Below are 12,255 nucleotides of genomic sequence, written 5' to 3'. Positions count from 1 at the left end.
ACATAGTGCGAAGGAGCACCGAATGAAGGTCCTCGTCACCGGCGGCGCCGGATTCATTGGCAGTACCGTTATTTCCCGCCTGTTGGACAGCGGGCACGAAGCCGTCATCCTTGATAATTATTCGACGGGGAGACGAGAGTTCACCGCAGACCGCATTGCCTACGAGGGTGACTTCGCAGACCGCCAACTTCTTGACCAGATTTTTGACGAGCACCCGGATATTTCCGCCGTGCTGCACTGCGCGGCGCTGATCGTGGTGCCGGATTCCGTGACCGACCCCATCAACTACTACCGGAACAATGTTTCGAAAACCCTGGAGTTGATGGATTATCTGAACACCCGCGGCTGCCATCGCATGGTGTTTTCTGGGTCCGCGTCCATCTACGCCCTCACCGAGGATTTCACCGTTGATGAGGACTGCCCCTTCAACCCCTTGAGCCCCTACGCGCGCACCAAGGCCGTGCTTGAGGGCATGATGGCCGATGTCGCCGCCGCCACCGATCTGAATATCGTGTCGCTGCGCTACTTCAACCCGATCGGCGCGGACCCGCAGATGCGCACCGGCCTGCAGCTGGAACGGCCCTCCCACGCGCTCGGCAAATTGATCGAGGCCAAGGAGACCGGCGAACCGTTTAATATTACGGGCGTGGATTGGCCCACGCGCGACGGTTCCGGGATCCGCGACTATGTTCACGTGTGGGACCTCGCCGCCGCCCACGTCACGGCGCTCGAACGTTTCGACGATATCCTTGGGGGCGGTTCGTACCTGCCCATCAACCTCGGCACCGGCAAAGGCACCACGGTCCGCGAGTTGGTCGCCGCGTTTAACGAGGTCACGGGCACGCCGCTCAAGACTATCGACGCCCCGCCCCGCCCCGGCGATGCTGCCGGCGCCTACACCCGCAGCACTCGGGCGAAAGAACTCCTCGATTGGGAGGCCGAACACACCATCGAGGAGGGCATTGCCGACACCCTGAAATGGTTTGAGGTGCGCGGCAATATCCTAAAGGAGTTCTAGAATTCGCCGGTCTCCAAGAGCTGCACAAAGGCGGCTTCGTCGAGAATCGGCAACCCTAGCTCACGCGCCTTCGTTTCCTTCGAGCCCGCGTTCGCACCGGCCACGACCACATCCGTCTTTTTGGATACCGAGCCTGATGCCTTGCCACCACGCTCCAGGATCGCGGCCTTTGCGGAATCGCGGGTGAAACCTTCCAGCGAACCAGTAACCACGACGGTCTTCCCGGCCAAGGTTTGGGGGATCTCCTCCTTGGCCTCGTCGACCGTGCGCACCCCGGCCGCAGCCCATTGGTCGACGATATTGCGGTGCCAATCGACCTCGAACCAATCTTTGAATGATTGCGCGATGATGGCGCCGACGCCATCGGTTTCGGCGATTTCTTCTACGGACGCCGAGAGCAGGGCGTCGATAGACCCGTAACGGGCGGTAAGCGCACGGGACGCCGTGGAGCCGACGTGGCGGATGGACAGGCCCACGAGGACGCGCCACAGGTCCACGCTCTTCGATTCCTCGAGGTTTTTGAGCAGCTTTTTTCCATTGGCGTTTACCTTGCCGGCCTTTGTGGTGTACACGCTGGACTTCAGCAGCGCGGTCTCGTCGAGATCGAACAAATCCGCCTCGTCGGTAAGGACGCCGCAATCCACCAAATCCGCCGCACCCTTCTCGCCGAGCGCCTCGATATCGAAGGCGCCGCGGCCCGCTAGGTGCGTGAGGCGGCGCTTAATTTGGCTGGGACAGAAGCGGGAATTGCTGCACCGCCAGTCCACATCCCCCTCTTTTGCCGGTGCGAGCTTGGTGCCGCATTCCGGGCATACCTCCGGAAAAACGAATTCACGTTCGGTACCGTCGCGGAGTTCCACCACGGGGCCGAGGACCTCGGGAATAATCTCGCCAGCCTTGCGGATCACCACAGTGTCGCCGATCAGAACACCCTTGCGTTTTACTTCGGTGGGATTGTGCAGCGTGGCCATGGAAACGGTGGAACCCGCAACGAACACAGGTTCCATAACGGCCTGGGGTGTAACGCGGCCGGTGCGGCCCACCTGAACGCGGATATCCAGCAGCTTGGTGGTCACCTCCTCCGGCGGGTACTTGTACGCGATCGCCCACCGCGGCGCGCGCGAGGTAGCGCCCAATGCACGCTGCTCCGCGATGGAATTCACCTTGATGACCAATCCATCCATTTCGTGCGGCGGATCGTGGCGGTGCTTCTCCCAATACTTGACGCGCTGCTGCACCTCCTTTGGTGTGGTTACCACACGAACATCCTCGGAAACGGGCAAGCCCCACGCTTTCAGCGCCTGATACGCCTCGGACAGGCTCGCCGGGCGGAAGCCCTCGGCGGCGCCGATCCCATGGCAGATCATGCGCAACTTTCGCCTGCGCACCGCCTCCACGTTCTTTTGGCGCAACGAACCGGCGGCGGCGTTACGCGGATTGGCAAAGGGTTTGCCGCCTTCCTCGATGCGGCGGGCGTTCACCTCGCTGAAATCCGCCACGGCGATATATACCTCGCCGCGCACCTCCAGCAGCTCGGGGATGGGAAATGCATCATTGGGAATCAGTTCGTGCGGCAAGCCGTGGATCACGCGGGCGTTTTCGGTGACGTCTTCGCCCACGCGGCCGTCGCCACGCGTAGCGGCGCGTTCGAGGGAACCGTTGCGGTACACGAGGTCCAGCGACAGGCCATCGATTTTCAGCTCGGTAATATATTCGGCGGCCGGGGTACGCTCCAACCATTCCGCGAGCTCGATGCCGTCGAACACATTATCTAAACTCAGCATGCGTTCCAGGTGCTCAACATTGGCAAAGCTCGACGCCACGCTCGGCGGCGCGCCCACCTCCATCGTCGGGCTATCCGGGACCGCCAATTCTGGGTGCTCGGCCTCCAAATCCTTGAGCTGCTGAAACAACACGTCAAAGTCAGCATCGGGGATGATCGGCTGGCCGTTGTAGTACAAATCGCGGTGATGGCGCACCTGCTGGGCAAGGTCATCCCACTGGCGCCGCAACTCGGTTGAAATGGCAGTCATGGAACCCAAGTGTAGTCAGCCACCCCAACAGCTACTCCCCTGGGTGCACGTGGTTTCGAATACCAGCTACGGGTGTTTGGACGGATGGATAAGGTAGGTGGCATGGCGCACTTTGATACCTCCGCAATGCTCAGCTTTGACCTCGAAACCACCTCCGCAAACCCCGCGGAAGCCCGCATAGTCACCTCCGCAATGGTGAAAATCCAGGGCCGTAACGTCGATTCCGTGGAATTGCTTGCCGACCCCGGCGTGGAAATCCCCGCAGAGGCCACGCAAGTCCACGGCATTACCACCGAATACGCGCGCGAACACGGCAAACCGCACGACGAAGTACTCCAAGAAACGATCAATAATATTAAGCAAGGCTGGGCGGACGGGCTCACACTCATCGTGTTTAACGCCGCGTACGACCTTTCCGTGCTGCGGGCGCTCACCAAGGATTTCCTGGTCACAGGCGCGGTGTATGACCCCTTTGTGATCGACCGCGCCAAGGACCCCTACCGCAAGGGGCGGCGCACGCTCACCGACCTGTGCGAGTTTTATAAGGTGCGGCTCGATAACGCCCACGAGGCGACTTCCGACGCCCTCGCCGCGGCCCGCATCGCGTGGAAGCAAACCAAACTGTGGCCCGAGCTGACGAACATGAATACGGACCAATTGATGGAGGCACAGGCGGTGTGGCACCACCAGCGGCAAACGGATTTTCGGCGTTACCTGCAGGGCCAGGGCAAAGACCCGAGCTCGGTCAATACCGCGTGGCCGATGATGAGCTAAAGGTCCCCGGCGTCCCGCACCAGCATTCCATGCACCGTGCGGGCGGTCCCCAGCGCCGCCGCCGCGGCAAGCAGGGAACGCGAGTTCGTTGGGTGGATATCGACGGCCGTGGTAAGCAACGTCCGCTCCAAACCCAACGTGTCCCACAATGCGGCGATGCGCTGGGCGATGGCGCGGGCATCGGATTGCAGCGGCAGGCAAAGACCAATGCGGGTGCCCTCGCTTACCGCCTGGCCAAGGGCATCAAGCTGCGCGGTTGTTTTGATCGTGGGCAGGGACACGCTGATCGCTCCGATGCCGCTGGCGCGGGCCGCCTGCCACACGGGGGCGGCGTTGGCGAGGTTCAGGCGGACGGACTCGGCACCCGAGATCGCCTGCGAAAAATCGTGCAAACGTGCGCCGAGGTCGGGGACGGGGATCGCGGGGATCACATCGAACTCCGAGGTCCCCGGCAGGTTGCCGGAGGCCAGGGTTGGCAGCAGCGGTTCGTCGATCTGCAGGTGAATGGGGCAATCGAAACGGGCCCGCAAGTCTTCGCAATGGCGCGCGATGGAATGGCACAGGATTTCGGTGATATCGCGGAGCGCGCCACCATCGGTGACCGCCCTATGCCCGGATGTCAGTTCGATCGATGCGGCGAGCGACCACGGGCCAACCACCTGTGTTTTCAGCGCGTCCAGGCGGGGCCAGACGTCTTGGCAGGTATCCAGGTCCGCAGCCATGCGATCCCACACGCGGCGGGTGGTACGTTGCGGGCGCGGGGTAAGCACCCACGCGCGGGTGCGGGCGTCGATGGGAAGCTCTGGGGTGAGGGCCAGCGTGCGCCCCACGGCATCAGAACCCAGGCCACGCTCCGGTAATTGTGGCAGAAACACTAATTCCGATTCACCCGCGATCACATCGGCAGCAGCCGCGATATCCGTGCCGGGCATCTCCCCCAAACCGAACGCTACCACGAATGCTCAGTCCCACAGATCGTCCCAGAACCCAATACGATATCGCCGGCGGCATCAGGCAGGTACAGCACGGCGGCCTGGCCGCGCGCCACACCGGATAAAGGTTCGTGCAGGTAGAGGGTCATGGCGTCATCTTCAACCACCGCACGGCACGATACCAAGCCGCCGTGAGCCCGCACCTGCACATCGCAATCGAACTCACCTGCCATGGCGGGGTGAAGGAACTTTAGGCGATCCGCATGGATCACGCGCACTGCTAGGCGCTCCCGCGGGCCGACGGTGACGGTGGCGGTTGCGGCGTCGATATCCGTGACATAGCGGGGACGGCCATCGGCGGCTGGGTTGCGCAGGTCAAGCCCCTTTCGCTGGCCGATTGTGAATTCGTGAATCCCGCGGTGCTCACGCAATGCATTGCCATCTTGGTCCACGATCAGCCCGGGGCGCAGGCCGATATGGCGGCCCAAAAACGCCTGCGTATTGCCGTCCGGAATAAAGCAAATATCGTACGAATCGGGTTTCGAAGCCACCGAAAACCCGAGCGCCGCGGCCTCCGCACGGATCTGCGGTTTGCGGGTGTCGCCGACCGGGAACATGCAGCGGGAAATCTCCTCGGCGCCCAGCACGCCAAGCACATAGGATTGGTCCTTTTCCGGATCTATGGCGCGCCGCAGATAACCGTCGCCGCCGTCGACCGGTTGCGTAAGGCGCGCGTAATGGCCGGTGGCCACGGCGTCGAAACCCAAGGCCACACCGCGCTCAAGCAAGGCTGTAAACTTGATTTTCTCGTTGCAGCGCAGGCACGGGTTGGGGGTTTCGCCGGCCTCGTACGAAGCGATGAAATCATCGATCACATCTTCGGTAAAGCGGTCGGAAAAGTCCCATACATAGAACGGAATTCCGAGGTGATCGCACACCCGGCGGGCGTCCGCGGAATCCTCCAAGGAGCAGCAGCCGCGCGAGGATTCCCGCACCGCCTGCGGGTCGCGCGCCAACGCCAGGTGGACGCCGACAACGTCGTGCCCTGCCGCCACGGCGCGGGCTGCCGCCACCGCGGAATCCACGCCGCCGCTCATCGCAGCGAGTACGCGCATGTGTATGTGCCTCCTTGATTGGGTGAGTGGATTGCAGTGTATCCCCCCGTTCGTGTCCATTACAACCAAACGGGCTGCGTTTCTGTTCCCGATTGAGTCGTTTATCACCAGTAAGTGTAATTTCCACACTTTTATGCCATAGTTAAAGAATGACGACTCGTAACGAACGTTTGGATGAACTCCCCGTCTCCCGAAAGCATTATCGCTTCCTCGGCATCTCCGGTATCGGCTGGGCGCTGGACGCCATGGATATCGGCCTTATCTCCTTTATTATGGCCTCGCTCACGCTGCATTGGGGCCTCACCAAAACCGAGGCTTCGGTCCTAGGTTCGATCGGCTTCGTGGGCATGGCGTTGGGCGCAACCCTCGGCGGCTTGCTGGCAGACCGCTTCGGCCGCCGCAATATTTTCGCCTTCTCCATGCTGGTGTACGGCCTGGCCACCGGCGCATCCGCGCTATCCACCGGGCTGATCATGCTCCTCGCGCTGCGGTTTATCGTGGGCCTCGGTCTCGGCGCCGAACTCCCGGTCGCATCCACATATGTGTCCGAATTCTCGCCGCGGCGGGTGCGCGGGCGCATGGTGGTCATCCTCGAGGCCTTCTGGGCGGTCGGCTGGATCATGGCGGCGATCATCGGCACCACCGTGGTGACCAGCGGCGAAAACGGCTGGCGCTGGGCCCTCGCCCTCGGCGCTGTACCGGCCATATATTCGATGATCGTGCGGCGCAAACTACCGGAATCCGTGCGTTTCCTCGAGCTCAAGGGCCGCCACGAGGAGGCCGAAGCGGTCGTCCGCTCCTTCGAAGAGGCCGCGCCAAAAGCTACCGTCCCGCGTGACGACGTCCCGGCTACCGCACCCAGCGACGCGCGCTCCATCTGGGCCGCCGAACTACGCGGCCGCACCGCATCCCTGTGGACCATCTGGTTCTGCATCAACCTGGCCTACTACGGTGCCTTTATTTGGATCCCCTCGATCCTGGTTTCCCAGGGCCATGACCTGGTAAAATCCTTTAGCTACACGCTGATTATCACCCTGGCGCAGCTACCCGGCTACGCCTGCGCCGCGTACCTTATTGAGCGTTGGGGCCGCCGCCGGACACTGGCCGTGTTCCTCCTCGGATCCGCCATCGCCGCCGGGTTCTTCGGCTTCGCGCAGGGCGATACCGCCATCCTCGTCTCTGGGTGTTTATTGTCCTTCTTCAACCTTGGCGCCTGGGGCGCGCTGTATGCCATCGGGCCGGAGCTCTACCCCACCGCACTGCGTGGTTCCGGCACCGGATCCGCGGCTGGATTCGGGCGCATCGCCTCCATTATCGCGCCGCTGATCGTGCCCCCGCTGCTGGCGTTCGGGGGCCTGCCCAGCCTGTTTGCGCTCTTCGGCACGGCCTTTGCCATCGCCACGATCGCGGCCTGGCTGTTGCCGGAAAACAAGGATCTCGCGTTGGCCTAGGCCATCCCCGCAAGCCGCGCACGTTCGACCACTTGAGCGACGTGCGCGGTGACGGCGTCGATATCCTCCGGCGTAGTGGTACGCCCCAGCGTAAACCGCAATGCGCTCCGTGCATCCCGCTCGCTGACCCCTTGGGCGAGCAATGCCTCGCTCGCGCGATTCACGCCGTGGGCGCACGCCGAACCAGTCGAACATTCGATCCCCAGCGAATCGAAGAGCATGATCAGGCTATCGCCCTCCGCGCCCGGGAACGACAAAAACAAATGCCCCGGCAGCGAGTCTGCGGGCGTGTGCACCAGGACGTTGTCCACGGTGGCGAGGATGCGCTCGCGCAATGCATCGCGCAGCGCGGCCAACCGAACCCGCTCATCAAACATTTCTTCGCAGGCCTCGGCCAGCGCCGCGGCGGTGGCCACCGCGCCCGCAACATCCACGGTGCCGGGGCGCAGACCGCGTTCTTGGCCGCCGCCGGTAAGCACCGCACGCGGCGCCGGAGACCTGCGGGCCAGCAATAATCCCACCCCGCGCGGGCCGCCGAACTTATGCGCGCTCGCCGCGAGGGTGGTCGCCCCGCTTTCGCGGAACGAGACGGGAAGATGGCCGATCACCTGCACCGCATCGACATGAACGGGCGTGTCACCGGCGGCCTGGATAATGCGCTCGATCGGCTGGATCGCGCCGGTTTCATTATTGGCCCACATGCAACAGGCCACGGCCGCCGGGGCGGCGAGCGGCGCGGTATCGGACACCACGCCATCGGGGCCGACGGGCAGCCAATCGAGCGTGGCATCTAACGCCCGGACGGTTTCTAAAACGGCCGGGTGTTCGATCGGGCTGCAGACGATGCGGCGGGAGTCGGAGGCGGCGAATAAACCACGCACGGCAAGGTTGTCGGCCTCGGTGCCGGAGGCGGTAAAGATCACCTCCACGCGGTCGCAATCCAACAGCTCGGCGATCTGCTCGCGGGCCTCCTCGAGGGCGCGGCGCGCGGCCCGCCCGGAGGCGTATTGGCCGCCCGGGTTCAGGTATGACGACGCCTCCAACCACGCCTGGCGGGCAACCTCCCGCAGCGGCGTGGTGGCGGCGTGGTCCAGGTAGGTCATCGGCGCTTGAGTTCCTCGATCAAAGCCGGGACGATCTCGTGCAGATCGCCAACCACACCGAGATCGGCGATATCGAAGATAGGTGCGTCCTCATCGTTATTGATCGCGATTATGGTCTTGGCGGTCTGCATGCCCGACTTGTGCTGAATCGCACCGGAAATACCGAGGCCGATATAAAGGTCCGGGGACACCGTCACGCCGGTCTGGCCGATCTGGTACGCGCCCGGATAGTAGCCGTTATCCACCGCGTCGCGGGTGGCGCCCACGGCACCGCCGAGGGTATCGGCAAGGGCCTCCACCACATCGTGGAACCCTTCCTCAGAGCCGACGCCCCGGCCGCCGGCGACCACGACCTTCGCCTGGGTCAAGTCCGGGCGGCTGCCGCGCACGGCGGGAACGAACGAGGTGACGGTGGCATCCTTAGCCGTAACGGCGGGAAGTTCAAGGCTCACCACTTGACCAGCGGCGGGTGCCGGGGCGGCATCCACGGCACCGGGGCGCAGGGTGTAAATCGGGCACGTACCGCCCACGGCTGCGGAAACGGCGATGGTGTCACCGAAGATAGACATCTGGGCGGTGCGATCGGCGTTGACGCCGACCACATTGCACAGCACGCCGCTGGCGAGGCGGGCCGCCAACCGACCGGCGACCTCATTGCCCGTCACATTGGCGGCGAGCAGGATGGGCGCGGGGTTGGTTGAGGCGAGCAGCGTCAGGGCGTCGACAAGCGGCAACACCACGCGGGTGGACACGGCGTCGGACTCGGCGGCAACGATCTGGTCGGCGCCCAGCTCGGTAAGCGCGGGGGCCAGCGCGGCGGCGGTACCGGGAGTGCCCACCACCACGGCGGATACGGCGCCGAAAACCTTAGCTGCGGTAATGAGTTCACCGGTCACGGCATCCAATTCGCCGCCAACGTGTTCGACCGCAATATATGCGAAAGACATTTCTACAAACGCTCCTAGATCAATTTCTTAGCGGCGAGGAATTCAACAATTTCGGGGGCGCGATTGCCGCGAATAATATCGCCGCGGGAACGCTCCGGACGCGTCTCGGCGGCCTGCACTGCCGTGGCGGCGTGGGCCAAGCCAACCTGCTCGGGGGCGACGCCGATATCCGCCAAGGTCAGCGTGCGCACCTCCGCCTTTTTCGCCGCCATCAACCCCTTGAAATTGGGGAAGCGCGGCTTGGTGGACTGCTCGGTCACGGAAACGATCGCGGGCAGCGGGGCGGTCACATGGTATTCGCCCTCGTGGGCTTCGCGCACACCTTCCAATTGCGTACCCTCCAGGGTCAGCGAACGTAGGTTCGTCAGCGCGGGGAGTTGGCGGTATTCGGCGAGCATGCCGGGCAGCGCGCCTGTTGCGCCATCGGAGGAAGCGTTGCCGGTGATGATCAGCTGCACGTCATCCAGCGCATTGATCGCATTATTGAGCGCCCACGCTGTACCGATCAGGTCGGATCCCGCGAGGCTGGGGTCGGTGAGCAGCACGGCTTCGTCGGCACCCATAGCGAGCGCCTTGCGCAGCGCGGTATCGGCACGCTCGGGGCCGGCGGTCAGCGCCACCACGCGGAAGCCTTCGCGCGCCTCCCGCAATTGGAGCGCCTGTTCGACCGCATATTCATTTATTTCGTCGATAACTTCGTCCACACCCTCACGGTGCAGAGTAAAATCCGGATTCAGCGTCTTTATCGACCACGTGTCCGGAACATTTTTCACCAAAACCACAATCGTGGACATGAAGTTGGGCACCTTTCTGTTCGCGCAAACGCAACACATCATAGTCGCCGCAAGCATAAAGCGCACGACAAACTAAGGCTACACTTACCCGAGTAATCGTGGCTCGCACACGAACGCGCACCTCCGCGACCCGATGCGCGTGCACACCACCGCCAGCGGGCGGCTGCCGGAAAGCTTGCATTCGCGGCGCAGCCGGTCGGGGTCAATATCCACCCCGCGCACCAGGATTTCCAGGCTGCCGCAATCCCACGCCCGCAACCGCTGCTTCAAACGTTTCAGCGAGACCTCCTCGAGGATTCGGAAGCCGCTATAGCCATGCGGAATGCGATTGCCGGTTAAGTATGCGATGCGCTCGTCGAGCATCCACAGGCCCTCACGCTTGGCAAAGTGCCGCACCAAGCCGGCGCGGACGATGGCGCCGTCGGGGTCGATGATATATTCGCCGGGTTCCGCGGCACCGACATCAGAGTCGAACGTATCATCGATTACATCGGTGGTTTGGGAATGCACCACAACTGCTTCTCGACGCCGCCCCTCCCCCAACGCCGCGCTATACAAACAGGCTTCCTTTACCCCGCCCGCCACGCTCACAACACTGACCAATCCCTGCCATTCGGAAAAATCCAAACCCGGCGCGCACTTCACCGCCACGTTCGAATGCGGCCAGGCGGCAAGGAGCTTTGGCAGCGGCGGAATCAATTGCTCCGGGGACACGATGCGACGGCCTCCGCTCCGGCGCGCAGGGTCGGCAACAATGGCGTCGATGGCGGTCAATGCGGGAGCCAGGGCGTCGGCAAGCACGTACGGCGCGGGGACATTATGGCGCGCCATAAGCAGCCGGGAGGCATCAATATCCGCGCCGAAATAGCTCATACCGGCACCGAGGATCGCGTGGCCCTCCGTGCCAATCGAGCAGGTCACGTCCGCAATCCGGGCCTGTCCAAGCATCCGGCGGAGGCGCTGCGCACGCACCTGCGCCACCTGCAGCGGTGTGGCCTGTTGCGCCGAATCGCGGCACATTAACCAGTGTTGCGGCAGCTTCGACGCGGCGCTGCGGCGGGCCTGCACCAGCTCCGCAACCGCCCGGCCAAACTCGCCGAAACGCGCGCGCAATGCGGCGGTATCGGCGACCAAGGTCGCGGGCGTCAGCGGCAGGTTTACCTCGGCAATTTCGTCCGTGTGTTCGGCGAGGAAACGGACCTCCGCTGGGCTAAGACTCACCCTTCGCCTTCCGATGCACGCCGCCCGGCCGCAAGCGCCGCGCGAAATAGCGGCCGTCGATCTTGTCAATGCGGATCGGCTGATGGAACGCGCGGGTTAAGTTTTCGCTGGTCAGCACGTCGTCGATAAGGCCCTGGGCGACCACCTCGCCCTCGTCGAGGAGCATGGCATGTGTGAAACCATCCGGAATCTCCTCTACATGGTGTGTGATCATCACTATCGCCGGGGCATCAGGATCCATAGCAAGGTTTCCCAAATGGCCGACCAAGTCCTCGCGGCCGCCTAAGTCAAGCCCCGCGCCGGGTTCATCGAGGATTAACAGTTCCGGGTTGGTCATCAGCGCGCGCGCCACCAACACGCGCTTGCGCTCGCCTTCGCTCAGCGTTCCCCAATTCCGATGCCGCAGGTGCAATGCGCCCACTTGTTCGAGAATTTCATTGGCTTGATCGAAGTCCATTTCCTCATAGTCTTCGCGCCAGCGGCCGAGGATCGCATACCCCGCGGACACCACCAAATCACCCACTTGTTCGTTGGGCGGGATGCGATTGCCCAGAGCCGAGGACGACATGCCGATCATGGTGCGAAGGTCCCGCATATCGGTTTTTCCGAGCCGTTCGCCCATGATGTATGCAAGGCCACCCGACGGATATTCCTCCGCCGCAGCGAGGCGCACAAGCGTAGTTTTGCCGGCGCCATTGGGGCCGATAATTACCCAACGTTCGTCTAACTCAACCTGCCAGTTCACCGGCCCAACCAGCGTTTTGCCGCCTCGAACAAAAGTTACATTTCGGAAATCTACAAGGAGATCAGGATCAATATCATTCACACCTCTATCATGGCTGAACTCGTGTGAGTTTTCACTGAGCC

11 protein-coding genes are annotated in these 12,255 nt (G+C 63.1%); 3 read left to right on the top strand and 8 right to left on the bottom strand.

Annotation, left to right across the window (positions count from 1 at the left end; genetic code table 11):
- Positions 1 to 22 precede the first annotated feature (22 nt).
- Entirely contained in the window at positions 23 to 1,018 is a 996-nt protein-coding gene (gene galE, locus CCANI_RS05705; RefSeq protein ID WP_146323331.1) for a UDP-glucose 4-epimerase GalE, read from the top strand.
- Here the strand turns inward: galE and ligA are convergent.
- Positions 1,015 to 3,051: an NAD-dependent DNA ligase LigA gene (gene ligA, locus CCANI_RS05700; protein WP_146323330.1), complete on the bottom strand. Its 2,037-nt coding sequence runs from the start codon at positions 3,049 to 3,051 to the stop codon at positions 1,015 to 1,017. The two genes, galE and ligA, sit on opposite strands and share 4 nt — an antisense overlap.
- A 102-nt stretch (positions 3,052 to 3,153) precedes the next feature.
- On the opposite strand from ligA, the gene CCANI_RS05695 reads away from it, so the two are divergent.
- Positions 3,154 to 3,825, top strand: coding sequence for a 3'-5' exonuclease (locus CCANI_RS05695; RefSeq protein WP_146323329.1), 672 nt, complete (start codon positions 3,154 to 3,156; stop codon positions 3,823 to 3,825).
- On the opposite strand, the gene CCANI_RS05690 is transcribed toward CCANI_RS05695, so the two are convergent.
- Positions 3,822 to 4,781, bottom strand: coding sequence for a uroporphyrinogen decarboxylase/cobalamine-independent methonine synthase family protein (locus tag CCANI_RS05690; protein ID WP_146323328.1), 960 nt, complete (start codon positions 4,779 to 4,781; stop codon positions 3,822 to 3,824). The genes CCANI_RS05695 and CCANI_RS05690 overlap by 4 nt on opposite strands.
- Positions 4,775 to 5,872: a tRNA 2-thiouridine(34) synthase MnmA gene (mnmA, locus tag CCANI_RS05685; protein ID WP_146323327.1), complete on the bottom strand. Its 1,098-nt coding sequence runs from the start codon at positions 5,870 to 5,872 to the stop codon at positions 4,775 to 4,777. Before mnmA ends, CCANI_RS05690 begins: the two co-directional genes overlap by 7 nt.
- Positions 5,873 to 6,021: 149 nt before the next feature.
- Between mnmA and CCANI_RS05680 the strand changes: the two genes are divergently transcribed.
- Positions 6,022 to 7,323: an MFS transporter gene (locus tag CCANI_RS05680; protein ID WP_146323326.1), complete on the top strand. Its 1,302-nt coding sequence runs from the start codon at positions 6,022 to 6,024 to the stop codon at positions 7,321 to 7,323.
- Here the strand turns inward: CCANI_RS05680 and CCANI_RS05675 are convergent.
- The 5 genes from CCANI_RS05675 to CCANI_RS05655 form a co-directional block, all read right to left on the bottom strand.
- Positions 7,320 to 8,426, bottom strand: a complete 1,107-nt coding sequence (locus CCANI_RS05675; RefSeq protein WP_146323325.1) for a cysteine desulfurase family protein — start codon at positions 8,424 to 8,426, stop codon at positions 7,320 to 7,322. The two genes, CCANI_RS05680 and CCANI_RS05675, sit on opposite strands and share 4 nt — an antisense overlap.
- Positions 8,423 to 9,373 (bottom strand): electron transfer flavoprotein subunit alpha/FixB family protein, encoded by a 951-nt coding sequence (locus CCANI_RS05670; protein WP_146323324.1) that lies wholly within the window; start codon positions 9,371 to 9,373, stop codon positions 8,423 to 8,425. The genes CCANI_RS05675 and CCANI_RS05670 overlap by 4 nt, the downstream gene beginning before the upstream one ends.
- Positions 9,374 to 9,387: 14 nt before the next feature.
- The gene (locus CCANI_RS05665; RefSeq protein ID WP_146323323.1) at positions 9,388 to 10,167 is read right to left on the bottom strand and encodes an electron transfer flavoprotein subunit beta/FixA family protein; all 780 of its coding nucleotides are present in this window, start codon (positions 10,165 to 10,167) and stop codon (positions 9,388 to 9,390) included.
- An 84-nt stretch (positions 10,168 to 10,251) separates the two neighbouring features.
- On the bottom strand, positions 10,252 to 11,388 hold the full coding sequence (locus tag CCANI_RS05660) for a THUMP-like domain-containing protein (protein WP_146323322.1): 1,137 nt from the start codon (positions 11,386 to 11,388) through the stop codon (positions 10,252 to 10,254).
- Entirely contained in the window at positions 11,378 to 12,214 is an 837-nt protein-coding gene (locus tag CCANI_RS05655; RefSeq protein WP_146323321.1) for an ABC transporter ATP-binding protein, read from the bottom strand. Before CCANI_RS05655 ends, CCANI_RS05660 begins: the two co-directional genes overlap by 11 nt.
- Between the last annotated feature and the right edge of the window lie 41 nt (positions 12,215 to 12,255).

It is taken from the genome of Corynebacterium canis (assembly GCF_030408595.1).
Lineage (GTDB): Bacteria > Actinomycetota > Actinomycetes > Mycobacteriales > Mycobacteriaceae > Corynebacterium > Corynebacterium canis.
The sequence above is the reverse complement of the archived record's forward strand: the minus strand, read 5'-3'. Positions and strand labels throughout refer to the sequence as shown.